At 44.1% G+C, this 23013-nt stretch carries 24 protein-coding genes; 19 read left to right on the top strand and 5 right to left on the bottom strand.

Features of this window, described 5'->3' with window-relative positions:
- The first annotated feature begins 29 nt into the window (after positions 1-29).
- Genes phnC through IGJ44_RS15850 form a run of 4 tightly spaced genes read left to right on the top strand, consistent with a single transcriptional unit; the run spans position 30 to position 3168 of the window.
- Entirely contained in the window at positions 30-821 is a 792-nt protein-coding gene (gene phnC, locus IGJ44_RS15865) for a phosphonate ABC transporter ATP-binding protein (RefSeq protein ID WP_010748970.1), read from the top strand.
- The gene (gene phnE, locus IGJ44_RS15860) at positions 793-1572 is read left to right on the top strand and encodes a phosphonate ABC transporter, permease protein PhnE (protein ID WP_010748971.1); all 780 of its coding nucleotides are present in this window, start codon (positions 793-795) and stop codon (positions 1570-1572) included. Before phnC ends, phnE (IGJ44_RS15860) begins: the two co-directional genes overlap by 29 nt.
- Positions 1569-2351, top strand: coding sequence for a phosphonate ABC transporter, permease protein PhnE (phnE, locus tag IGJ44_RS15855; RefSeq protein ID WP_010748972.1), 783 nt, complete (start codon positions 1569-1571; stop codon positions 2349-2351). The genes phnE (IGJ44_RS15860) and phnE (IGJ44_RS15855) overlap by 4 nt, the downstream gene beginning before the upstream one ends.
- Before the next feature lie 4 nt (positions 2352-2355).
- A complete protein-coding gene (locus IGJ44_RS15850) occupies positions 2356-3168 on the top strand; it encodes a metallophosphoesterase family protein (RefSeq protein WP_010748973.1) in 813 nt (270 codons plus the stop codon).
- A gap of 69 nt (positions 3169-3237) precedes the next feature.
- Here IGJ44_RS15850 and IGJ44_RS15845 read toward each other — a convergent pair whose 3' ends face one another.
- Both IGJ44_RS15845 and IGJ44_RS15840 read right to left on the bottom strand, forming a co-directional pair.
- On the bottom strand, positions 3238-3714 hold the full coding sequence (locus IGJ44_RS15845) for an ImmA/IrrE family metallo-endopeptidase (RefSeq protein WP_074536478.1): 477 nt from the start codon (positions 3712-3714) through the stop codon (positions 3238-3240).
- Positions 3715-3719: 5 nt separating this feature from the next.
- Complete coding sequence (locus tag IGJ44_RS15840) at positions 3720-4052, bottom strand: helix-turn-helix domain-containing protein (RefSeq protein ID WP_005230670.1); 333 nt, start codon at positions 4050-4052, stop codon at positions 3720-3722.
- A 163-nt stretch (positions 4053-4215) separates the two neighbouring features.
- On the opposite strand from IGJ44_RS15840, the gene IGJ44_RS15835 reads away from it, so the two are divergent.
- Positions 4216-4581 carry a hypothetical protein gene (locus tag IGJ44_RS15835; protein ID WP_074536479.1) on the top strand — a complete coding sequence of 122 codons (366 nt, stop codon included), beginning with the start codon at positions 4216-4218 and terminating at the stop codon, positions 4579-4581.
- A gap of 42 nt (positions 4582-4623) precedes the next feature.
- Here the strand turns inward: IGJ44_RS15835 and IGJ44_RS15830 are convergent, their stop codons facing one another.
- Both IGJ44_RS15830 and IGJ44_RS15825 read right to left on the bottom strand, forming a co-directional pair.
- A complete protein-coding gene (locus tag IGJ44_RS15830) occupies positions 4624-6375 on the bottom strand; it encodes an ABC transporter ATP-binding protein (RefSeq protein ID WP_016608470.1) in 1752 nt (583 codons plus the stop codon).
- A gap of 59 nt (positions 6376-6434) precedes the next feature.
- Positions 6435-7289, bottom strand: a complete 855-nt coding sequence (locus IGJ44_RS15825) for a MarR family transcriptional regulator (RefSeq protein ID WP_430605943.1) — start codon at positions 7287-7289, stop codon at positions 6435-6437.
- Positions 7290-7490: 201 nt separating this feature from the next.
- Here IGJ44_RS15825 and IGJ44_RS15820 point away from each other — a divergent pair, with 201 nt between their 5' ends.
- The 9 genes from IGJ44_RS15820 to IGJ44_RS15780 all read left to right on the top strand — a co-directional run bounded on the left by IGJ44_RS15820 (position 7491) and on the right by IGJ44_RS15780 (position 15225).
- On the top strand, positions 7491-8096 hold the full coding sequence (locus IGJ44_RS15820) for an NADPH-dependent FMN reductase (RefSeq protein WP_074536481.1): 606 nt from the start codon (positions 7491-7493) through the stop codon (positions 8094-8096).
- A 36-nt stretch (positions 8097-8132) separates the two neighbouring features.
- Positions 8133-8654 carry an NADPH-dependent FMN reductase gene (locus IGJ44_RS15815; protein WP_005233313.1) on the top strand — a complete coding sequence of 174 codons (522 nt, stop codon included), beginning with the start codon at positions 8133-8135 and terminating at the stop codon, positions 8652-8654.
- A 224-nt stretch (positions 8655-8878) separates the two neighbouring features.
- Complete coding sequence (locus tag IGJ44_RS15810; protein ID WP_074536482.1) at positions 8879-9718, top strand: glycosyltransferase family 8 protein; 840 nt, start codon at positions 8879-8881, stop codon at positions 9716-9718.
- Between the two features lie 287 nt (positions 9719-10005).
- Complete coding sequence (locus IGJ44_RS15805) at positions 10006-10323, top strand: PTS cellobiose transporter subunit IIB (RefSeq protein ID WP_008380187.1); 318 nt, start codon at positions 10006-10008, stop codon at positions 10321-10323.
- A gap of 64 nt (positions 10324-10387) precedes the next feature.
- Positions 10388-12412: a BglG family transcription antiterminator gene (locus IGJ44_RS15800; protein WP_074536483.1), complete on the top strand. Its 2025-nt coding sequence runs from the start codon at positions 10388-10390 to the stop codon at positions 12410-12412.
- A gap of 22 nt (positions 12413-12434) precedes the next feature.
- Entirely contained in the window at positions 12435-12749 is a 315-nt protein-coding gene (locus IGJ44_RS15795) for a PTS cellobiose transporter subunit IIA (protein ID WP_074536484.1), read from the top strand.
- A gap of 15 nt (positions 12750-12764) precedes the next feature.
- Entirely contained in the window at positions 12765-13268 is a 504-nt protein-coding gene (locus tag IGJ44_RS15790; RefSeq protein ID WP_074536485.1) for a hypothetical protein, read from the top strand.
- A gap of 7 nt (positions 13269-13275) precedes the next feature.
- Complete coding sequence (gene celB / locus IGJ44_RS15785; protein WP_015510511.1) at positions 13276-14631, top strand: PTS cellobiose transporter subunit IIC; 1356 nt, start codon at positions 13276-13278, stop codon at positions 14629-14631.
- 126 nt (positions 14632-14757) lie between these two features.
- Positions 14758-15225 carry a TspO/MBR family protein gene (locus IGJ44_RS15780; RefSeq protein WP_010748985.1) on the top strand — a complete coding sequence of 156 codons (468 nt, stop codon included), beginning with the start codon at positions 14758-14760 and terminating at the stop codon, positions 15223-15225.
- 47 nt (positions 15226-15272) lie between these two features.
- On the opposite strand, the gene IGJ44_RS15775 is transcribed toward IGJ44_RS15780, so the two are convergent.
- A complete protein-coding gene (locus IGJ44_RS15775) occupies positions 15273-17078 on the bottom strand; it encodes a M3 family oligoendopeptidase (protein WP_074536486.1) in 1806 nt (601 codons plus the stop codon).
- A 399-nt stretch (positions 17079-17477) separates the two neighbouring features.
- On the opposite strand from IGJ44_RS15775, the gene arcA reads away from it, so the two are divergent.
- From arcA to IGJ44_RS15750, 5 genes are all read left to right on the top strand, one after another.
- Positions 17478-18701, top strand: a complete 1224-nt coding sequence (arcA, locus tag IGJ44_RS15770; RefSeq protein WP_430605939.1) for an arginine deiminase — start codon at positions 17478-17480, stop codon at positions 18699-18701.
- Between the two features lie 19 nt (positions 18702-18720).
- Complete coding sequence (gene argF / locus IGJ44_RS15765; RefSeq protein WP_005230693.1) at positions 18721-19740, top strand: ornithine carbamoyltransferase; 1020 nt, start codon at positions 18721-18723, stop codon at positions 19738-19740.
- A 17-nt stretch (positions 19741-19757) separates the two neighbouring features.
- Complete coding sequence (gene arcC, locus IGJ44_RS15760; protein ID WP_005230702.1) at positions 19758-20693, top strand: carbamate kinase; 936 nt, start codon at positions 19758-19760, stop codon at positions 20691-20693.
- 41 nt (positions 20694-20734) lie between these two features.
- Positions 20735-21424: a Crp/Fnr family transcriptional regulator gene (locus IGJ44_RS15755; RefSeq protein WP_005230704.1), complete on the top strand. Its 690-nt coding sequence runs from the start codon at positions 20735-20737 to the stop codon at positions 21422-21424.
- Between the two features lie 63 nt (positions 21425-21487).
- On the top strand, positions 21488-22939 hold the full coding sequence (locus tag IGJ44_RS15750) for a YfcC family protein (protein WP_010748979.1): 1452 nt from the start codon (positions 21488-21490) through the stop codon (positions 22937-22939).
- The last annotated feature ends 74 nt before the right edge of the window (positions 22940-23013 follow it).

Here is a 23013-nt window from a genome sequence, read left to right as displayed (position 1 = left end):
CCGCGGTCCCTACATAATGGAGAAAACAGATGATAACTTTTGAGAATGTATCCAAAGTCTACCCAAATGGGGTCAAAGGATTACAGAACATAGATGTAACGATTGAGCAAGGTGAATTTGTGGCCATCATTGGCTTGAGCGGTGCTGGTAAGAGTACCTTTTTGCGCTCGATCAATCGCTTAGTGCCAATCACTGAAGGAGATATCCGGATAGACGGCAAATCAGTCACGAAAGCCAATAAAAAAGAATTGCGCTTGATTCGTCGACAAATCGGATTGATCTCGCAAAGCTTCAATTTGGTCAAACGCAGTACCGTTCAAAAAAATGTTTTGTCTGGGCGCTTGGGGTATTACGGGACCTGGAAAAGTATTTTAGGGTTGTTTACGAAAGAAGACTACGAAAGAACGAAAGAAGCGCTAGCGACTGTCGGCTTGTCAGACAAACTGCAAACGAGAAGTGACCAGTTGAGTGGGGGGCAACAGCAGCGGGTATCCATCGCCCGTGCCTTGGTCCAACAAGCGCCGGTGATTTTAGCAGATGAACCTGTGGCATCACTAGATCCCATCACGACAGAGAAAGTGATGGAGGATCTGAAGAAGATCAATCAAGAAATGGGCAAAACGATTGTCATCAATCTGCATTCGATTCCCTTGGCTCGTCAGTATGCGACAAGGATCATTGCCTTAAAAGCAGGTGCGATCGTTTTTGACGGCAACGCAGCCGCTTTGACAGATCAGCGTTTAGAACAAATCTATGGCAAAGCAATTTTTGAAGAAAAGGCAGGAGAAATCGATGAAACTGAAAGAAACAGTTCATTTTAATTGGTACAAACACCTGCTGCTGGTTCTTTTATTGCTGCTCTTTTTTCAAAGTAGTGCCTGGATCACAGGGGCTGATTTTGCACAAGTGTGGTCGAATCGCAGCCAGATGACGGCTTTCATGGCTCGCTTTTTGCACCCAGACTTTAGTTATCTACCGCAACTGATGATGCCCTTGATCAAGACATTGCAGATGTCCTTTTTAGGCACCGTTTTAGGAGTAGTCGCAGCGATACCGGTGAGTCTGTTGGCGACAACAGTCGTGACAGAAAGCCGTTGGGTCTCGGTGCCGATGCGTTTTCTCTTAGGGCTGGTGCGGACGATCCCCAATCTATTGTTGGCGGCATTGTTCGTAGCGATTTTTGGGATCGGTGAAGCCACTGGTGTTTTGACCATTGCGGTCTTTACCTTTGGTATGGTTTCACAGTTGATGTTCCAAGCGATCGAAACCATTGATTTTGCGCCGATCGAAGCAGCAGCAGCGGTAGGAGCGAATAAATTTCAAGTGACCGTTTGGGCGATCATTCCCCAAGTCATCAGCCAGTTTGCCAGCTATACTTTTTATGCCTTTGAAGTCAATGTTCGAGCTTCGACGGTGTTAGGGTATGTGGGTGCCGGCGGGATCGGGGTCATCTTGAACGCCTCATTGGCATTGTTGAATTATGAGCGGGTCTCGATCATTATCTTGACGATTTTGCTGACGGTAGCGATCGTTGATTTTCTCAGTGAGCGGGTAAGGAGGTCTTTCCTATGATGATCAGAGAAGTGAAGAAAACGACTTGGCTGTTATGGGGACTCTTTGCTGTTTTACTAGTTTTATCCGCTGCGACGCTGGATTATTCCGGATTGAGTACTTTTTCCTTAGCAATGGGAAGAGATGTCTTGCAAGGGCTGAGTCAGCCAGACTGGTCCTTCTTTTATGACGGCAGTGGGGAAGATCTGTGGAGCTTGTTGTTACTGACGATCGGGATCGCTTGTCTAGGAACGATGATCGCAACAGTCTGCGCGATTCCAGTGACCTTGCTGAGTGCCGCCAACCTATGGACCTCGACACCCTGGGTCGCAAAAATCGGCAAAATGATCTGCAATATCTTGCGGGCATTTCCCGAGCTGGTTTATGCGATTATTTTTGTCCGTGTGGTAGGTCCAGGACCTTTTGCTGGAGTTATGGCGATCGGTGTCCACCAGATCGGTATGCTGGGCAAGTTGTTTACCGAAGAAATGGAAGCCATGGATGAGCGCTTGACGGAAGAGATGCAAGCAGTCGGTGCCAACTTTTGGCAGACGATGTTTTTCGTGCGAGTCCCTTACTTAGCACCCATCTATAGTTCTTTTGCATTGAATCATTTTGAAATTGCGGTCCGCAGTGCGGCAACGTTAGGGTTAGTCGGTGCTGGTGGGATCGGTGCACCATTGATTTTTGCTATTCAAACCAGAACCTGGAGCAAGGTAAGTATTATTTTGTTGGGCGTCGTTGTGACCGTCTTCTTATTAGACCAGTTGACTGGAATCATCAGAAAGAAATTGAGATAAACCTATGAATGTATTGCATATATCAGATATCCATTTTCGAGAAAGTTACCTGCCTTGTGAAGAAGGGTATCAAGGAATGCTGGCAGCCATGCAAAATCCCTTGATTCCTCTTGAAGAGTGTATCCAAGATGCCAAGGCGCGAGCAGCGATCGATTTGGTGGTGATCAGCGGCGATTTGACCGAAGATGGCGCGCCTGCCGATTATGCCTCTTTGAAGCAATATTTAGAAAAAGCCTTTGGCTCAGTGCCCATCGTAGTAACGCTAGGTAATCATGATATCAAACGGCATTTTCGCCAAGGCTGGCAAGGCAAGTCAGTAGAAACCGCCAGTGATACGCCTTTTAATCAAGTCTATGAAACGGAGACATTGGCGATCGTGACTTTCGATAATTCCTGCTATGGCTATGCCGACGGTATCGTAGATGAGCGACAGTTTGAATGGCTGCAAGCCACGCTGGCGCAGCTCAAAGAGAAAAAGATCGTTTTTGTGACGCACCATCATTTGTTGCCCGACCAAGCAAGCACGCCGGCATGGGCCGGTGCCAATCGTTTGGTGGCATTATTGCAGCAGTATCAAATCTCTTGTATTCTCAGTGGACATACCCATCATGCGTTTACGGGAACGATCGCAGGGATTCCTTACTATACTGTGGCAAGTATGTCGTTTGTCGGGGAAGATGAAGGTGATGGAATGGTCCGTTTTGAAGAACGCTATGGATACAATTTGTATCGTTTCGAGGAAGGTGCGCTGGTTCATCAATCCTCAGAAAACTATCGACCGAACCGTGTATTGATGCGGGTCAACATGCAAGGATAAAAAACAGACGTTCCGTCAACGCTGCACTTAGCAGCAGGAAAGGAACGTCTGTTTTTGTGTGAAAAAGGCTTAACTTTGATTGCCAAAGGTTTTGACAACTTCAATCGTGCCGTCGATATGGAAAAACAAGGTATAGTTCTCTTCGGTTTTGATACCGTCAAAGCGGCGAGCATAATACGTGACCGCGTCTTTGAAGGTTTGTGGGGGAACCCCTAAATAATCAGCGCATGCCGCCAATGTTTTGCAGCCTTCTTCAAAACAAGCGATGATATCATAGGGCGTGACCACGATCGCAGAACCAATGTCGCGGGCTTTGCGTTCTTGTTTGCGTTTTTCGTTGGTGTCTTGGGCGGTAATGTCGCCAGCACTGGTCAGATAATGACCGATTTCTTCACCGATGGTGCTCAAGAGGTCTTCTTGTGATTGGTCAGGGTTCAAGTAAATATGGTGATCGATGTACAATCCTTGCTGACCATCAGGCATATTTTTATCGAAAATAAAGTGCAAGTCTGGGTAGGCGGCCATCAGTTCTTCTACTTTATCCATTTCCATCATTCCTTTTGGGCGTGCCGCTGTTTTATAAATTCAATATAGCTGAGGATGTCTTCCATCTGCTCATCGGTGACGTCATCATCAATATGGGCCGCAACGGTTTGAACTTTTGCAGAGGGCGGCGTGAAGCCTGCCGGGACTTGTCTGCCTAATAAAAAATCGGTGGATACTTGAAAAATCTCCGCGAGTTTGACGATGGTCTCGCCATCGGGTTCGTTACGATCATTTTCGAAATGCGAATACGCTGCGCGGGTGATCCCTAGCTGATCTGCGATCTGCTGTTGTGTTTGGTTGGTTCGTAGTCTGAGTGTTCTTAGCCGTTCGCCAAGCATGAGTGATCGCCTCCTTTTTTGTAGTATAGCACGTTAGATATAATTTGTATCTATTTTTGTATTATTTGATATAAAAAATATCACATCAGTTGACGATACGAATCGTATCTTTTATACTGGAAACAGATGATATGAATCGTATCAAAAAGAATGGGGGAGGATCATGGATACATCGATCGTAACAGTTGTCTTGCCGTCACTCATTACTGGTGTACTTACTTATTTGGCTACCCGAGTATCCAGCAAAGCGAATTTGGAACAAACGAATATCGAAAATGCCCAAAAGCTTTACCTAAAATATGAACAGATCAATCAAGAATTGACCCATAAAATCGACCAGTTAGAAGAAGAAGTCCAAAAGACCGCCAAAACCTACCAAGAAGAAGTCTTAGTCTATCAAGGAAAGCTTGCTACTGCCCAAAGCGAGCGGGATTTTTTGCGGGCAGAAAATCAGGTGCTGAAAGAATTACAGCGAGTAAATCAAGTGCCTGTAACGCGTGAAGAAAAGCAACATTCAGCCGTTGGCTAATAGAAAAAAACTGCTTATCCGTCAATAAGCAGTTTTTATTCTTTAATTGATCATTTGTTCATTGACATAGGCGGCATAAAGCGGGTGGTTGTTGATTAATTGTGCATGGGTACCTTGACCAGTAATGGTGCCTTTTTCTATAAAGTAGATTTGGTCAGCATCCACGATGGTCGATAAGCGATGAGCGATCACTAATGTCGTGCGCCCTTCCATTAAATGATCCAACGCCCGCTGGACTTTTTCTTCTGACTGAGAATCTAGGCTGGCGGTCGCTTCATCTAGCATCAGCAGCTTGGGGTCTCGCAAGAATGCTCGAGCGATGGCGATCCGTTGTTTTTGCCCGCCAGATAGTTTGACGCCGCGTTCGCCGATTTGTGTTTCTAGTTTTTCGGGGAACTCTTGGACGAACTGATCGGCATAAGCCAATGCCAGTCCTTGCCACAATTCCTCCTCTGACAGTGTTCGGCCCAATCCGTATTGCAAGTTTTCCCGAATCGTACCAGCAAAGACCGCACTGTCTTGGGAAACATAGCCGATCTGTGCCCGCCAGTTTTGCAGATCAATATCAGCTATCGGCTGATCTCCAATCAGCAAGCGCCCGCTGGTGGGTTCATAAAAGCGTTCCAGTAAAGCAAAAATCGTGGATTTTCCGCCGCCGCTTGGTCCCGCAAAAGCAATCACGGTGTTAGGTTTGGCTTCAAAAGAAATGTTTTGCAAAATCGGCCGTTTGGGATCGTAACTGAAATCGATCTGTTCTGCCCGTAAGACTGCTCCATCGATGGCGGCTTTGGGTGCTGCTTGAATTGGTTCTAGCGGCGTATCCAAAATTTCTTGGATCCGTTCCGTAGCACCCATCGCTTTTTGGACTTGCGAAAAGAACATCGCAAACGTCGTCACAGGCGCAATAATATTAAAGAGATACAGTAGAAAAGCGATCAATGCGCCACTCGTCAAGGTGCCGGCTTGCACACGGATCGCGCCATAACCGAGGATTCCTACGAGTAAGCCCAGCATGGCCGTCGTCATGATTGGCTGCAAAATCGCACTGACTTTCGCATCCTTGACCCCGAGGGTAAAAATTGCCCCAATGTTGCGCCGACCGTTTTCTTGTTCACTGGCTTCTCCGTTGCTGGCTTTGATCAAACGGATCTCTGAGAGTTTTTCGCTGGCATCCGCATTGAAATCGGCGGTCGCTGCTTGCAACTGGCGTCCTAGTTTCGACATGATCTTGCCGATTGGCCACATGATCAAGGTGATCAAAGGCACCGCACTGAACATGATCGCAGCCATCTTCCAGTCCATCAAAAACAAGATGATCATCGAACCGATCAATTGGATCAAGCCAGTGACAAAGCTGGGAAATTGCGAGGTGACTAGTTCTTTGATCACGGAAGTATCATTGACGAGTCGCGAACTGCTTTCCCCCGACTTGTGGTCATCAAAATAGCTGACTGGCAAATGCAGCAGATGTTTCCAAAGACGTTCCCGCAACGTTTTCACTGCACTTTCTCCCACATAGCGCAAGAGAAAGCCGCCTAAAGTCCCTACGCCTAATTGCAGCACAAAGGCTAGAATCAAAACGACCAGCATGGAGGTGCTGAACGTGGGGGTGCCGCTGGCATCGACCAGTGTTTTCGTCAGCTGCGGCACGACCAAACTGGCGGCACTTGTGATCAGGCTAAAGAGCATCCCTAAAAGAAACAAGCCTTTCTTAGGATTGACACTGACGATCAGGTGGATAAAGTCTTTCATTTTAAATTTGTTTTTGTTCACTGTTGGTGTCGTTGTTTCCATTCGTTTTCCTCCGCAGCAAGCAAGATTACTCACCGCTTTTTCTTTTTAATTGGGTGCTATTAGAAATCCTGCCAATCATCTTCGGCTGCTTCGTCTTTAGAAGTGGAAGTCGGTCTTGCTTTGCGGCCTTGTCCAAACCCGTAGGCATCAAAAAAATTGCCTTTTACCCATGTGTACCGTAGATCATTCGCCTCGCTACTATCAAACGGCCCAAACGGCCCAAACGGCTCAAATGGTCGATTGCCAAACATGCCGCGATGTCCAGTAAACGGCATTTGCCGCATGGCTTCCTTGATCTGTTTTTTCATTTGGCGCCGCTCGTCAACGCCCATTTCTTGCCAAGTATCTTTCATTTGTTGCCTCATTTTTCGACGCTCGTCATTCGTCATTTCCTGCCAATTTCCGCCCCATTGCTTCATCATTTCTTCCCGAATCTCTTGCATGGCTTGCAAACGATCCATTGGGTCAATAAAGCGTTGTGCCTGCTGTTGGAAGTCCGTCTCCCACCCAGCGGCGATGTTTTCAAGCAGACGAGCAAACTCGGTTTGATCCTCCTCTGAGAGCCCAGCAAAAAACGACTGACTGCTGGTGGCTTCTTTTTGTGCTAGTAATTTTTCCGCTTTTTTTCTTCCAGTTTCTGTCAGGTAGATTCGTTTGATCCGTTTGTCAGCAGCATCTTCTTTGCGCTGAATATCGCCACTATTTTCCATTTTCTTCAATAGTTCCGCTAGAGAGCTTGGCCGCAGGTCTAAGACTTCTGCAAGATAACTTTGCACCAAGCCGTCTTCTAAATTTAAAACGGCCAGGACACGTTGCTGTCCAGAAAGGCGCTGGTTGTTTTGACTCATAAAGGCATTGCTGGCTTCGCTGATAAAACGAAGCTGTTTCATTAAGTGGTCGGTCATTGTACTCATGGTGTACACTCCTTTTGGTTCATCGTTCGGTACCTAACGATATCGATGAGTTGATTATAGTTCGGTACCGAACGAATGTCAATAAGAAGCAGCTGAGATTTTTTTCTAACAAAAAGTAAGCAGAATGATTGACTTACTAAAAGTAAGTTTGGTATGCTGAGTCCATCGTTAAAGAAACCACAACAAAAGGAGTACAAAAGAATGGTCTTTGGATTTGGGAAAAAAGAACAAATAATTGAAAAAGAAGTAATTAAAGAGGTGTATCGCACCCCTGAAAAGAAAAAAGCGCAAAAAATCGGGATCATCGTTGGCAGTACGAGAGAAGGCCGCGTGAGTCCGCAAGTAGCCAATTATGTTTTACAAACAGCACGCGCGCATAGCGACCGCTCGTTTGAAATCATTGATATCAAAGACTATGACTTGCCATTTATGGGTACAGGTGAAGTGAACCAAGCGTGGAACGAAAAAATCGCTGAGTTAGACGGCTACCTCTTCATCGTACAAGAATACAATCATGGCATATCAGCTTCCTTGAAAAATGCGTTGGACAGCGCTCGAGAGGAATGGTTCAACAAAGCAGCAGCGATCGTCAGCTATGGTTCGGCAGGAGGGATTCGTGCCGCTGAGCAAGTTCGCTTGATTTTGGCGGAACAAAAAGTAGCCACGGTGCGCACCAATCCTGCCTTCAACTTATTTACTGATTTTGAAAACTTTACCACCTTTACCCCTGGCGAGCATATGACTGCAGGAATGAACGACATGTTGACGGAATTATTGGACTGGGCAGACACATTTGCCAATCGTTAAAAAAACAAACGAAAACAATCTTAGGAGGAACCTATCATGAAATTTGGTATTATTTTAGGCAGTACAAGAGAAGGACGCGTAAGTCCGCAAGTCGGAGCATATATTCAAGAAATTGCTACTCAACGGTCAGAGCATCAGTTTGAGATCGTTGATGTAAAGGCATTTGATTTACCGTTTATGGGAACGGCTGAGCCAAACATGGCGTGGAACAAAAAAATCGCTGAGTTAGATGGCTATATCTTCATCGTACAAGAATACAACCACGGTTTTGCGGCTTCCTTGAAAAATGCCGTAGATTCTGCCCGGGAAGAATGGTTTGATAAAGCTGCTGGGATCGTCAGCTACGGTTCTGGCGGTGGGATTCGGGCCGCTGAACAATTGCGCAACGTATTAGCTGAACAAAAAGTTGCCACCGTGCGGACCAACCCAGCCTTCAACTTATTTACTGATTTTGAAAATTTCAGTACCTTCAAACCCGGTGCGCACATGGCTGCGGGTGTCAATGATATGCTAGATGAATTGTTGTTGTGGTCAAAAGCTTTTGCCACGATTCGCTGATCTGTTTTCAAGACACAATCATTTATAAGCGATCCTTTGCTGTTTCATCCCATGGATGGAACAGCTTTTTTGGCGTCTGCCAATCAAGGGTTCGATTGGCAAGGGTGTTTCACTGAAAGAAAGACCAAAAATCGGGTATACTAGAAGAACAGAAGATGCGGGCAACTGCGTTCGATTTTTCCAAAAACGAGCACGCAACCAGTAACAGAGGAGTGAACAAGAGCATGAATCTACTTTTTGCGATTGATGATCGATTCAGCGAACAATTAAAAACAACGTTATATTCAATCAAACGTCATACGACAGCAGCATCTTTCGATGTCTATGTCTTACAAGAAAAAGAATTGAAACAAGGTGTAGAGCTGGAGGCCTTTTGTCAAAAATTGGCGATGACCTATCATCCCGTCATCATCGGTTCTGGCTCGATTTTTAAAACGGCGCCAGTCAGTGACCGCTATCCAGAGTCGATCTACTATCGATTATTGGCACAAAATTACTTGCCGCAGCAAGTGGAAAAAATCCTGTATCTGGATGCGGATATTTTGTGCATCAATGATTTGCGCCCCTTGTATGAGCTGACGTTAGGGAATTTTCTGTATGCCGCCGCCAGCCATTCTAAGCTGACAGAAGTGACGACGGTCATCAATAAAGTCCGGTTGCGCAATTATGAGTCGGAAGGCTACTATAATTCAGGCGTTTTGCTGATGAACGTGCAACAGCTGCGGCAAGAGGTCAAAGAAACAGAGATCGCTGCGTTCATTGAGAAAAATCATTTGAACCTCTTTTTGCCAGATCAAGACATTTTGAATGGGTTATATGGCGATCGGGTGCTGGCGATTCCTGATCAGCTCTATAACTATGATGTACGGAAAAACCGTACGTATGAGACGATTAGCCTAGGGGAATGGAGTTTGGATTGGGTCATCGAACATACCGTTCTGCTGCATTTTTGCGGCAAAGAGAAACCATGGAAAAAAGGCTATCGCAGCCGCTACGGGGCGCTATACAAATATGTAGAAAATGAACGCCGGAAGTTTGAAGAGGAACAATCAAAGAGCGTATGATTAAAAAAGCTTTACTTGGACAAAAGACAAGTAAAGCTTTTTTTTCGATCATTTTTTGAAGGGAATTCTTGTAAAATCAAGTAGACGCATCTAGTTTGTTTCCGCATCGATAAGGAAACACCTTGTGTTCAAAAAGAAAGCGCTATCTATTATGATGGCATTATCAACCCATTGCCATGCTAAATCAGGTTAGCAACTGTTTTATTCAAATCAGTTCTACACCAACATTTAGCAGCTACTGAACATAGATAGTGAAATTGAGTGTAATCGTTAAGGAGGAAAACTATATGAAAAAAGCATTAATCATCTGTGCAGGCGGTATGTCTTCATCGGTCATTGCCAAAAAAACGACGGAATATTTTAAAGAGCGAGGAAAAGAAATTGAACTAGATGCAACGTCTGCCTCTCAAGGAGCAGCCACGATCGCCAAAGATGAATACGACTTATACTTAGTCAGCCCGCAAACCAAAATGTACTTTGCGAATCTTGAAAAAGCTGCCATCAAGTACCAGCGACCCATCGTAAATATTCCGCCCCAAGCCTATGTACCGATACCAATGGGCATTGAAAAATTAGCTGCTGTAGTAGAACAAAATATCAAATAGCAGTTCAAAGCAGTTCAAATAAGTAGCTAGATGAAAATAGGTTGATGAAAAAGGTTGATGAATAATGTTGAGTAAAAAAGAAATCATCATGCTAAAGATGCTCTATCAAAACCGCAACACATACACTAGCAGCAAACAGATCGCAAAGCAACTGGGGGTCTCGGATCGGACTGCTCGTAAGTACGTTCAAGGTCTGGGCCTTATCCTGAAGAACCATAAGGTTGGTCAAATTTGTGCCAAGCAAGGGCAGGGCTATCGGCTGAACATCACCGACCAGCGTTCCTTTGATCGTTTTTATACAGAGAAAACCAACACCAGACCAACAGCTGCCGACCTTACGACGATCAATGAAGCCAATGACCGCCAATATTTTGTGTTAAATCAATTGTTATTTGGGCAAAAGCCTGTTTTTGTTGATGACTTGGCGGCGGATCTATGTGTTTCTCGTTCAACGATTTCCAACGACATCGTTGAAATCAAGCAATTATTAAAGCCTTATACGATCGAGTTGAAACATCGAACCAGTCAAGGCATTTATGTTGAAGGATCTGAAAACAGTCTGCGGCATTTCATCATGAATTACTTTTTCATGAATCGCCTGCAAGACAATCTGTATGCATTCTCAATGTACAAACATCTATTAGAGGGGATAGCGATCGAGGAAATCGTGATCATCGTTTTGGACACCTGTCGTAAATACTTTTTGAAACTCTCTGATTTTATGATCTATACGATCGTCCTGCATATAGGCTTAGCGATAAAACGGCTGCAGGCGGGCTTTGAGATCCAGCTGCATCCGCAGGATCCTGAATTGGAACAAGAAGCAGAATACCAGTCGGCTATAGAGATCGTTGAGAAGATCCGCCAACAGATGGGCATTGCTTTGCCGCCAGAAGAGGCTTTTTATATCGCCATTCACTTAAAAAACAAACTAGTTTCCGAAACTATCCGTGAACAAATCGATTTAGATGACAACGAGGTCAAACAGCAGCTCTTAGCTGTTTTGCATAAAATCGATCAAGAAACCGGCTTTTGCTTAGCCGAAGATCCATTGTTGATAGAAGGGCTGATGATGCATATCACCCCCTTATTGCAACGATTGAATAACGGTACGAGTATGGAAAATCCTTTGTTAGAGACCATCAAAAAAGATTACAGTGACTTTTTTCAGCTAACGATTCGGCATTTTTCTGATGTTCCCTTCTTTGCCTCCTATAAAGTGACCGAAGGAGAGCTCGCCTACTTGACGATCCATTTAACTGCTGCGATGGAACGCTTAGCGAATCAACAAAAAGCCAAGGTCTTAGTGATCTGTGCAACAGGAATCGGTAGTTCGCAAATGTTAAAAAATCGTTTGGAACACGAACTTGGTTCAAAAATCGTGATTGAAGATATGATCAGTTATTACGAAATCAGTGAACAAAAACTAGCAGGGATCGATTTGATCATCTCGTCCATCAAAGTACCAGATGTGGTTTTAAATATCCCCATCGTCACCGTCAGTGTCTTTTTAGATAAAAAAGATATCCAAAAAATCAATCGCCAGTTGCAGCAATATAAAATCAAAAAACAGTATGGCAGCATACTGAAACAACAGCCGAAATCTTTATCTGACAAAGAGCGGGAATTGATTGAGACCAGCTTTCACTCAGAACTTTTTCTGCGGATAGAGGAAGAGACTGACAAAGCGACTGTTATGGATCAGTTGCTGACAAAAATTGAAGACTTGGAAAAACGCTCAGTGAAAGAAGCGCTAGGTAAGCAGCTTGCTTTGCGGGAAGCCTATAGTTCAGTCGCTTTTTCTGATCATTTGGCGGTGGCACACCCCATTGAACCAATTACCAATGATGCGTATGCCGCCGTTGCTATTGTGAAAAATGGCATAAAATGGGATGACGAGCATGACCAGATCCAGCTGATTTTCTTGCTTTCTCCAGATCGATTGGGGCAAGTGGAATTGAATAAAATCAGTCAACTGTTAGTACCCATTATTGAAAATGAGTCATTTAGAGATGCACTCATAGCAAGTGGTGATTTTGAACATTTTATGAAATGTTTTATTGGGTATCACCTAGAAGCACATATATAGCACATGTAAGGGAGAAAGAACAATGGAATCAGAAAAATTACAAGAGACCGCTTTTCAAATCATTCTTAGCAGCGGGGATGCCCGGACGATCGTTCATGAAGCCTTTCAAGCGATGCGCCAAGGGACTTTTGATACAGCACAAGCAAAACTGGATCAAGCAAATGAAGCGTTAGTAGAGGCCCATAAGGCACAGACTGGCTTATTACAAGAATACGCCAGCGGTGAAAAAATCGACATGGAGATCATCATGGTCCATGCACAAGATCACTTGATGACAACGATGACTTTACGAGAAGTGGCGATTGAAATGCTGGCGTTATACCAGCGAGAGCGGTAGAAAGGAAGGGAACAAATGACCAATCAAGAACAACAGAAAAAAATGGCAGAAAAAAATTTTCGGTTTAATCGCTTTTTATTTCTAAGGTATGTATTAGCAGTGTTTTTCTTTGCAAATCTTTATTGGTTATTGGCTGCGATTGCCAGCAATGCCCTACTCTTGATTCTTCCGCTGTCGCTGTTGGTTTTGGCTATTTTGGCAATTGGAGAATACGTGCGTCTTTATGGCAACCACTCAGAGCAAATAGCAGAAAACCTACGATGGACGTGCTTGTTTTATCTTTGTCAACTGACGATGAATCTCCTTTTATACGTCGTTTGTTTCTTTTCTCCTCTGTTTTCATTCGTTTTTCCTTTTCTTGATAATACACTGATCAATCGAGGGGTTCTTGCGCTCTGGCTGGGTGTGGGATTGACATTAGCTGCGTTATGTTTGCAACGTGTCAATAAGATCCGCCGCAAAAAAGATACGTATTACGGATATATCAAAGAATACAAAAAACTCATTGAAGGGAAGTAGTTACAATATGGAACAATCAAATAGCAAGTTGTTCAGTCTCTTAGAAACGGCTGTCATGGGTCCGTTAGGAAAAGTGGCACAGTTCAAAATCGTACGTGCCATCATGGCTGCTGGGATGGCTTCGATTCCTTTTACGATCGTTGGCTCGATGTTTTTAGTTATCAATGTGCTGCCGCAGACCTTTACCTTTTTAGAAGATTTCTTCAATAATACTTTTTTCAGAGTCAGTGATTTGTATATGCTGGCAAACAGCACGACAATGGGACTTTTGGCCTTATATTTTTGTATCGTCCTCGGCTATGAATACACCAAGATCTATGCGGAAGAAGAAGAGCTGGATCTTGCCCCTATGAGTGGGGCGTTACTATCGATGTTTGCCTTTTTCATGTCGATCCCACAATTGATGATCGTGGATGGCAGCATGTCACGAATCACCGATCAAGAAAATGCCATCATCAATGGCTGGGCGATCGGTGGCGACGGGGTGGAGCGTTTAGGAACGACCGGGATATTTACCGGTATTATCATGGCGGTGTTGGCTGTTCAGTTGTACCGCTTGTGTGTAACGAAAAAATGGGTCATCAAAATGCCTGAAGAAGTCCCATTAGGTGTTGCCCGTGCCTTTACAGCATTGATTCCCGCTTTTGTTGTGGCCTTCACGGTCCTTATCATCAATGGCGCATTAGTTGCAGCAGGAACGGATATTTTCCAAATCATTGCGGTACCTTTTGGGTTTGTTACCAATTTGACCAACAGTTGGTTAGGGTTGATGGTGATTTACTTTTTAGTCAGTGCATTATGGTTAGTAGGGATTCATGGTGCAAATATCATTTTCTCTGTCTTGACACCGATCACCTTAGGAAATTTGACAGCGAATGCCGAAGGCGCCAACTTTGCATTAGCAGGCGAGTTTAACAATGCGTATGTGACTGTTGGCGGTTCTGGGGCAACATTAGGACTTGCTTTATTCTTGGTTTATCTGGCAAAATCAAAACAATTGAGAGTGTTAGGAAAAGCTTCGATCATTCCAGCATTATTCAATATTAACGAGCCGTTGATTTTCGGGATTCCTTTGATTTATAATCCTTTCTTAGCGATTCCCTTTTTCTTAGCACCGATGGCATCCGCATCGATTGCCTATTTTGCGATCGAATTGGAGATCATTCGACCGATGATCGCCCAAATGCCATGGCCTTCTCCAATCGGCATCGGCGCATTCATTGGAAGTGGAGGCGATTGGAAAGCCGCAGTTTGTGCGTTCTTATGTGCAGGGGTTGCCTTTTTGATCTACTTCCCATTCGCTCGTTCTTATGATGCAGGCCTAGTCAAGCAAGAAGCCCAAGAAGGGGAGCAAGCAGCATAAATTGAAAGGAACAAGAAAGAAACGTCCACACGGGCGTTTCTTTTTTTAAGCGTTCTATTCTGCTTTTTTTCGATTCGATGGTACGATTAAATGAGAGAGTCATGAAAAAAAGAAGGAGTGGAGAACATGAAATTTTTGATTTGGCTGGTCTGTGTGATCGGCATCGAAGCAACAGGAATCATCTCGAGTTTGTTTGCAGGAGACATCGCTGGAACGTATGCGCAAATGGAAAAACCCTTTTTAGCCCCTCCTGGTGGGATCATTGGGATCGTTTGGACGATTTTGTATGCCTTTATGGGAACAGCGTTGTATCTGTTGATCGTAGCCAAAGTCAATCCAGCGCTTAAAAAGAATGCCTATATCTTCTTTGCGATCCAGCAAGTACTAAACTTCTTGTGGAGTATCGTTTTCTTTGGCTGGAATGCTTACTGGGCAGGAACGGTCATTATTGTCTTGTTAGTCCTATCAGTGATTATTTGTATGATCCTCTTTGCTCGCATCGACAAAAAAGCAATGTACTTGTTTATTCCTTATTTGATTTGGTGTCTGTACGCAGGCTACTTAACGATTGGCTTAACTTTATTGAATGCCTGATAGAAAAACCCTCTTCCAAACGTCGTGTTGGAAGAGGGTTTTTTCTTTTAGATATAGTCTTCAGTCAATTCCATAAAGCTGGCAACATCTTTTAGGACCATGTCGATCCCTGCTTGCCAGAAGTCTGGTTTTGTTAAATCAACACCAAGGTGCTTTTGCGCCAGTTCTTCCGTCGTCATTGAAGCAGTATCTTGCAATAAAGCAATGTATTCTTCTTCAAAGCTAGACCCTTTTTCATTGGCATACGCGTAGATCCCCATGCTAAAGAGGTAACCAAAGGTGTAAGGGAAGTTGTAGAATGGCACATCATCAATAAAGAAGTGCAATTTGGCTGCCCAGAAATGCGGGTGATAAGTCGCTAACCCATCCGCATAGCTTTCTTTTTGCGCCGCTGTCATCATTTCCGTAATTTGTTCCGCTGAAACCAAGCCCTTTTGACGAGCTTGATAGAAGCTGTTTTCAAAAATAAAGCGTGCGTGGATGTTCATGAACATCGCGATCGCATTTTGCATTTTGGCATCCAATAGATTGATTTTTTCTTCCTTCGTTGTCGCTTCTTTGAGGGTTGCATCAGCAACGATCAATTCAGCAAAGGTACTTGCTGTTTCGGCAACATTCATGGCATAGTTGCGGTTTAATTCTGGTAGCTCCCAAAGAACGCTGCTGTGAAACGCGTGACCTAACTCATGGGCAAGCGTCGCTACTTCGTTGACTGAATTGCTGTAGGTCATGAAAATACGTGACTCTTTGGTTTCTGGCAAGCTGGTGCAATAGCCGCCAGGACGTTTGCCAGGACGATCTTCTGCTTCGATCCAGCTTTTTTCAAAAGCAACTTGGGCAAAGTCAGCCATTTTCGGACTGAACTTACGGAAGTTGGTCAAAATAAAGTCAGCTGCTTCATCAAAGGTGTAGGTTCTTTCTTCCATGTCCCCAAGGATGATCGGCGCATCTTGATCTTGCCATTCCATTTTTTCTTTGCCGAAAAGCTGGGCTTTGCGGGTCAAGAAATCAACGATCGGCTGTTTGTTCTTTTGGATCGTGCCCCACATAGCATCCAATGTCGCTTTTTGCAGACGATTGTATTCTAATGGTTCTTTCAAGTAATCAGTGACCCCGTGAAGCTTGAAGGTAGAAAGGCGGAAGCCGTCTAAATGGTTCAAGGTATCTGCAAAGAGGTCTTCTTTTTCTGCCCAAGTCTTTTCCCAAGTGTCAAATAAACGTGCACGAACTTCTGGATCTGGATCACCCATCATTTTATTGAAGGCTTGACCAGCGGACAAGTTGATCGTCGTGCCGTCTTCTTGAAGGAAAGGAATTTCGATCGAGGCAACGATCGTATCATAATGTTGGCTCCAAGCATTTAAGCCATCTAAATTTAACGTGTTGATGATGGTTTCTTCTGCTTCAGATAACAATTCTTTGCCGTCGCGACGAATTTCGCTTAGACGAAAGGCGATTGGTGCTAAGTTTTCCGCTGTAAGTAACGCAGTCCAATCATCCTCAGAAATTTCTGTCAATTTTTTCGAGAAAACGGTTTGTGCTGCTTGCAGTGCTGGCAGTTTTGCGTAGAGGTCGCCAGTCAGGATTTTGGCTTTGCTGTCGTTGACATTCGCTGAAAGCAAGGCATTGATAAAGCTGCCACATTGTGAAAATCCTTGATTGATTGTGCCAGAAAGTTCGATTAATTCCTCTAATTTTGTCGCATTGTCTGTAGCGTTTGGTACCCAAGCGTCAACTTTTTCACGGTAAGTTTTGATTTCTTCTTCCAGCTGGCTCATGCGTTCTTTTAATTGAACAGAATCACTGCCTCCTGGAAAAATTGTTTCTAGATCCCAATTGATTGAATAGGTCATTCCTATCAAACCCCTTTCTTTTCCTACGATCTTATTAAGTATAGCATAGCCACATTTAGTCGCAACCATCGGATTTTTTTAATCAAAAAGGAAAGCTGTTGGTTGAAAAAGTTCTTTTCTTTCGTAAACTTTTCCTGCATTGGTCGGGGACGTCAAAATTAAAGAAAAGAACAAAATCGATCATTTTTTCATTCTCATCAAATTCTTATTTAAAAATTGCTGAATAAATATTACATAAAAAAAAATAACAACGAGTAAAAAAACGCTCGCAAGAAGATATTCACTCTTTATTGCATAATGACAAATTCTTTGCATAATGAAGGCGAAATACGTCGCTTGGTAAGCGCATACATTCTTGTACTATGTAGGCGTAATCAAAACAAAGGAGGATGTAAAGAAATGTCAAATGCTATTCATGTTTTTTCAGAAATCGGCCGCTTGAAGCAAGTCATGCTCCATCGCCCTGGTCGAGAATTAGAAAACCTCGTTCCGGATCATTTAAATCGCTTGTTATTTGATGATATTCCCTTTTTGGAACAAGCAAGGGCTGAACATGATCAATTTGCCGATGTATTGCGTAATAATAATGTGGAGGTGTTGTATTTAGAAGATTTAGCAGCAGAAGTGTTAACTAGTCAAGAAATCAAAGAGCAGTTTATCAAGGAATATTTAGAAGAAACAACGTTACAAAGCCCAGAAATCATTGCTGAAATTACCGATTATTTCTTATCTTTTGAAGATAACCGTCAATTCATCGATAAAACGATGGCAGGTCTAGCGAAAAATGAATTGAAATTGCCCCATAGTCAAAGCCTAGCTGGTGCTGTGGATGACCAGTATCCGTTTTTGATCGATCCAATGCCGAATTTGTATTTCACTCGCGATCCGTTTGCGACGATCGGTAACGGGGTTTCCTTGAATCGCATGTATTCAGAAACAAGACGTCGTGAAACGTTGTATGGCAAATACATTTTTGCTCATCATCCAATGTTCCAACAACAGCCACCGCACTTGCTTTATGACCGTGATCAGCCAACACGAATTGAAGGTGGCGATGAATTGGTTCTGTCAAAACGAGTGTTAGCGATCGGGATCTCCCAACGAACAGATGCCACTTCCATTGAACAGTTGGCTCGTAATGTGTTCCAACATGAACCAAGTTTTGAGTACGTCTTAGCTTTTGATATTGGTCAAGAACGCAAATTCATGCATTTAGATACGGTATTTACAATGGTTGATTATGACAAATTTACGATCCATCCAGAAATTGAAGGAGAACTGACCGTTTATTCAATCTCACGTGACGGGGATGGCGTAACCATCAAAGAAGAAAAAGATACGTTAGAAAACATTTTGTGCCGCTACTTAGAATTAGATGCAGTGGAATTGATTCGCTGTGGGGGGAACGATTTGGTCGCTGCAGCTCGGGAACAATGGAATGACGGTTCCAATACCTTGACGATCGCACCTGGCGAAGTCGTGGTCTATGACCGTAACACGATCACCAATCAAAAATTAACTGAAGCCGGCATCAAATTGCATAAAATCTCCGGCAGTGAATTGGTTCGCGGCCGTGGCGGCCCTCGCTGCATGAGCATGCCATTTATCAGAGAAGATATTTAATCTAGAGGAGGAATTACTAATGAAACAAGTATTTAAAGGAAGAAGCTTCTTAGCAGAAAAAGATTTTACGAAAGCCGAGTTAGAATACCTTATTGATTTTTCCATCTATTTGAAACAGTTGAAAAAGCAAAATATTTCTCATCGCTATTTGGAAGGCAAGAACATCGCCCTCTTATTTGAAAAAACGTCGACTCGGACACGGGCGGCATTTACGACGGCTGCCATCGATCTTGGTGCCCATCCAGAATTTTTAGGTGCGAATGATATCCAGCTGGGCAAAAAAGAATCCGTTGAAGATACCGCCAGAGTTTTAGGCAGTATGTTTGATGGCATTGAGTTCCGCGGGTTCAGCCAACAAGTCGTTGAAGATTTAGCCAAATTCTCTGGCGTTCCTGTTTGGAATGGCTTGACCGATGAATGGCATCCAACCCAAATGATCGCTGACTTCATGACGATCAAAGAAAACTTCGGTACATTAGAAAACATTACGTTAGTCTATGTGGGCGATGGCCGAAACAATATGGCGAATAGTTTGTTAGTGACGGGGGCGATTTTAGGTGTCAATGTTCGCATCTGTGCACCAAAAGAACTTTTCCCAGCTGAAGAAGTGACAGACTATGCCAACAAATTTGCCAAAGAATCTGGCAGTCAGCTGATGGTAACAGACGATATTCAAAAAGGCGTCAAAGATGCCGATGTTCTGTATACCGATGTTTGGGTTTCAATGGGGGAAGAAGACCAGTTTGAAGAACGGGTGAAGCTGTTGAAAGATTACCAAATCAACCGCGAAATGGTAATGGCGACTGGAAAACAAGACGATGGCTTGATCGTGCTTCACTGCTTGCCAGCGTTCCATGATACGAATACGACGTATGGAAAAATGATCGAAGAAAAATTCGGCATTTCTGAAATGGAGATCACAGACGACATTTTCCGCAGTCACTGGGGCCGTCAATTTGAAGAGGCTGAAAACCGAATGCACTCGATCAAAGCAATCATGGCAGTAACCTTAGGCGATCTCTTTATTCCTAGAGTGTAAGAAGGAGCAGTGAGCAGATGAGTGAAAAGAAACCAACGATCGTTGTCGCCCTTGGCGGCAACGCTATCCTAGCAGATGATGCTAGTGCCAAAGGGCAAAAAGAACGGCTTAAACAGACCGTCGAGTATTTAATTCCCCTGATCCAAAAAGACGTTCATTTGATCATTACCCATGGGAATGGGCCTCAAGTGGGAAATTTGGTTTTGCAGCAACAAGCCAGTGATTCTAGCAAAAACCCAGCGATGCCTTTAGATACTTGCGTGGCAATGACGCAAGGCAGTATTGGCTATTGGCTGCAAAATGAGCTGAGAATCCAGTTGAAAGAAGCCCAAATGGCTAAGCCGGTGGTAACAGTGGTTACGGAAATTACAGTCGATGCGCAAGATCCAGCATTTGCCCATCCGACCAAACCGATCGGTCCTTTCTTAACGGAAACAGCTGCCAAAGAAGCCATGGCGGCAACAGATGCCATCTATCGGGAAGATGCTGGTCGTGGTTGGCGGAAAGTCGTTGCCAGTCCTGCACCACAAGCGATTCAAGAAGTTGCCAGCATCAAGGCGCTGATTGAACAAAACACGATCGTTATTTGCGCAGGCGGTGGGGGCATTCCCGTGTTAGATAATGGGCTGGGGGTTGAAGCCGTGATCGATAAAGATTTTGCTTCTGAAAAATTGGCTCGTTTAGTCGATGCGGATCAGCTGATCATTTTGACGGGCGTGGAAAAAATCGCTTTGAACTTTGGCAAGGAAAATGAGCAGTGGTTGGATCATGTGACCGCCGCTGAATTGGAAACCTATGTCGATGAAGGGCATTTTTCACCGGGAAGCATGTTACCGAAAGTACAAGCAGCTTTGAATTTTGTCAAAATGGGCACAGAGAAACGGGCAGTGATTACTTCCTTAGATAAGCTGGCAGAAATTGAAGACGCTGGTACACAGATCACCTGGAAATAAGCGAAGTAGCAAAGCAAGTCCAAAACATTGGAGTGAGAGAAATGATCGACTACCAAATAAAAGATCCGTCAACAAGAGCGAATAGCTTTCAATGGCTGGAAGAAGAAAATCAACAGCGATTGAAGGAGCATATTTACTGCCGTACGTACAAAAAAGGCCAAGTGCTTTTTTATGAAGGCGACGTAAGAGATCGGATATTCCACGTGATCGAAGGTCTCGTACGGATCGAAAAAACCGACGGAACTGATTCCTATTGTTATGTAGATTTTGTTGGGCCTGATCAGTTATTTCCTTTGATTGGCTTGTTTGAAAGAGACAACTATGATGTATCGGCATTCGCTGCAACAGACATTGTCGTGCAGTTTGCAGCGATGTCGCTGTTTGAACCGCTGGTTGTTTCATCTACAAGTCAGTTGCTGTGGCTGAATCAGCAAATGAGCCAGCAGTTGGAGAAGCAAAGACGCCGAGTGGAGTACTGTGTCACCTCTAGCGCGCAGACAAGAGTCGTCAATACGATCGGTCTCTTGATGATCGAGCACGGACAGTCACAAGGAGAGCAGATTCGCATTCCTTTTCCAGTTTTTATCAATGATATTGCTAAATACAGTGGAACGACCCGAGAGACGGTCAGTCAAACCATCAAGGCGCTCGTGCATAAAAGAAAGATTTATTATCGTTACAAAGAACTCATTATTTATGACAAAGATTATTTTTCCCATGTTGCGAATTGACCACAGACAGACTAGCTGTTGGCAATTTGCACCTAAGACTGATTCAATAGAGGAGGAACGAAGATGAAAAAAAAGCAAAAAGAAAAAAAGTCGCTGACATCTTTCAGTATCTTATTTCTGATCATTATTGCGTTGACGGTCGCTTCTTGGCTACTAGCCGGTCAGCCCTTTGCACCTTCATTACCAGCAGGCCAAGAAGAGATGGTCAGCCAAGTCGTCGGTGCCAAGTTTTCTGATTTCTTTATGGCGCCTTTTAACGGATTTCGTGATGCGATCGAGATCTGTGTGTTTATTCTTTGTTTGGGTGGCTTTTTGAATATTGTCACACGAACAGGCGCTTTAGAAGCTGGTATTCAGCATTTGGTCAAAAAACTCAAAGGCAACGAGTTGATTTTGATCCCGATTTTGATGGTGTTGTTTTCAATTGGTGGCTCAACTTATGGAATGGCGGAAGAAACGATTCCGTTCTATTCCTTATTAGCAATCACAATGGTGGCATCGGGCTTTGATACGATCGTCGCAGCAGGAACCGTCATGTTGGGGGCGGGTGCTGGTGTGATCGGCTCCACCGTTAACCCCTTTGCTACGGGAGTGGCAATGGATGCCTTACGAAGCATCGATATTGCTCCGAATAATGGCACGATCCTAGTAGTTGGCGCATTGCTTTGGCTAGTCACGACCGCGTATTGTATCTTTGTGGTGATGTCTTATGCCAAAAAAGTTAAAGCCGACAAAGGCTCCACGATCTTATCGCTGCAAGAGCAAAAAGAAATGGAAGAGCATTTTGTCAAAGACACGAACGAAGCCTTGGCGTTTACGCAAAAGCATCGCCTGATTTTGACGATTTTTGGCTTATCCTTTGTGATCATGGTGGTTTCTTTGATTCCTTGGGGCGACTTTGATATCCATGTGTTTGACGGTTGGACCGCCTTTTTGACCGGCAACAGCTTTGGTGAATGGTATTTTGGTGATTTGGCTATGTGGTTCTTCTACGTCAGTATCATCATTGCGTTGATTCAAGGATTCTCAGAAAAAGAAATCGTGACCAACTTTATCGATGGGGTCAAAGACATTTTATCCGTTGTCTTGATCATCGTTGTGGCACGGGGGGCTTCCTACATTATGCAAACGACGTACTTGGATCTGTTTATTTTGGATCGGGCTTCCCATCTTTTAGAAGGGTTATCACCTGTCCTGTTCGTAATTGGCGCCTATATTTTGTATCTGCTCTTATCGTTCTTGATTCCATCGACTTCAGGACTGGCATATGTATCGATCCCTATCATGGGTGCCTTGGCGCAAAGCATCGGACTCAATCCGAACGTCATGGTCATGATCTTTACTGCTGGTTGCGGATTAGTGAATTTGATCACACCAACTTCTGGCGTCGTGATGGGCGGATTGGAGCTGGCTCGGGTCAACTATTCTACTTGGACTCGCTTTATGCGCAAACCGTTACTGGTTATCGGAATTTCCAATCTTGCCATTCTAATCTTCTCGATGTTGTTCTTGTAAGCTGCGTTTCAAGAAGTGAACGAGACGGATCAACTATTTCAGTAAGCGAGGCGACTTGAGAGGAGCGGATCAAG

This window comes from Enterococcus sp. DIV1368d, assembly GCF_050542975.1.
Lineage (GTDB): Bacteria > Bacillota > Bacilli > Lactobacillales > Enterococcaceae > Enterococcus_D > Enterococcus_D casseliflavus.
This window is presented reverse-complemented; position numbering and strand designations above follow the sequence as displayed.

Bases quoted from the DNA above. Each gene is read 5' to 3' on its own strand.
- phnC (WP_010748970.1), top strand. From the start codon at position 30: ATGATAACTTTTGAGAATGTATCCAAAGTCTACCCAAATGGGGTCAAA.
- phnE (WP_010748971.1), top strand. From the start codon at position 793: ATGAAACTGAAAGAAACAGTTCATTTTAATTGGTACAAACACCTGCTG.
- phnE (WP_010748972.1), top strand. From the start codon at position 1,569: ATGATGATCAGAGAAGTGAAGAAAACGACTTGGCTGTTATGGGGACTC.
- IGJ44_RS15850 (WP_010748973.1), top strand. From the start codon at position 2,356: ATGAATGTATTGCATATATCAGATATCCATTTTCGAGAAAGTTACCTG.
- IGJ44_RS15845 (WP_074536478.1), bottom strand. From the start codon at position 3,714: ATGGATAAAGTAGAAGAACTGATGGCCGCCTACCCAGACTTGCACTTT.
- IGJ44_RS15840 (WP_005230670.1), bottom strand. From the start codon at position 4,052: ATGCTTGGCGAACGGCTAAGAACACTCAGACTACGAACCAACCAAACA.
- IGJ44_RS15835 (WP_074536479.1), top strand. From the start codon at position 4,216: ATGGATACATCGATCGTAACAGTTGTCTTGCCGTCACTCATTACTGGT.
- IGJ44_RS15830 (WP_016608470.1), bottom strand. From the start codon at position 6,375: ATGGAAACAACGACACCAACAGTGAACAAAAACAAATTTAAAATGAAA.
- IGJ44_RS15825 (WP_430605943.1), bottom strand. From the start codon at position 7,289: ATGAGTACAATGACCGACCACTTAATGAAACAGCTTCGTTTTATCAGC.
- IGJ44_RS15820 (WP_074536481.1), top strand. From the start codon at position 7,491: ATGGTCTTTGGATTTGGGAAAAAAGAACAAATAATTGAAAAAGAAGTA.
- IGJ44_RS15815 (WP_005233313.1), top strand. From the start codon at position 8,133: ATGAAATTTGGTATTATTTTAGGCAGTACAAGAGAAGGACGCGTAAGT.
- IGJ44_RS15810 (WP_074536482.1), top strand. From the start codon at position 8,879: ATGAATCTACTTTTTGCGATTGATGATCGATTCAGCGAACAATTAAAA.
- IGJ44_RS15805 (WP_008380187.1), top strand. From the start codon at position 10,006: ATGAAAAAAGCATTAATCATCTGTGCAGGCGGTATGTCTTCATCGGTC.
- IGJ44_RS15800 (WP_074536483.1), top strand. From the start codon at position 10,388: ATGTTGAGTAAAAAAGAAATCATCATGCTAAAGATGCTCTATCAAAAC.
- IGJ44_RS15795 (WP_074536484.1), top strand. From the start codon at position 12,435: ATGGAATCAGAAAAATTACAAGAGACCGCTTTTCAAATCATTCTTAGC.
- IGJ44_RS15790 (WP_074536485.1), top strand. From the start codon at position 12,765: ATGACCAATCAAGAACAACAGAAAAAAATGGCAGAAAAAAATTTTCGG.
- celB (WP_015510511.1), top strand. From the start codon at position 13,276: ATGGAACAATCAAATAGCAAGTTGTTCAGTCTCTTAGAAACGGCTGTC.
- IGJ44_RS15780 (WP_010748985.1), top strand. From the start codon at position 14,758: ATGAAATTTTTGATTTGGCTGGTCTGTGTGATCGGCATCGAAGCAACA.
- IGJ44_RS15775 (WP_074536486.1), bottom strand. From the start codon at position 17,078: ATGACCTATTCAATCAATTGGGATCTAGAAACAATTTTTCCAGGAGGC.
- arcA (WP_430605939.1), top strand. From the start codon at position 17,478: ATGTCAAATGCTATTCATGTTTTTTCAGAAATCGGCCGCTTGAAGCAA.
- argF (WP_005230693.1), top strand. From the start codon at position 18,721: ATGAAACAAGTATTTAAAGGAAGAAGCTTCTTAGCAGAAAAAGATTTT.
- arcC (WP_005230702.1), top strand. From the start codon at position 19,758: ATGAGTGAAAAGAAACCAACGATCGTTGTCGCCCTTGGCGGCAACGCT.
- IGJ44_RS15755 (WP_005230704.1), top strand. From the start codon at position 20,735: ATGATCGACTACCAAATAAAAGATCCGTCAACAAGAGCGAATAGCTTT.
- IGJ44_RS15750 (WP_010748979.1), top strand. From the start codon at position 21,488: ATGAAAAAAAAGCAAAAAGAAAAAAAGTCGCTGACATCTTTCAGTATC.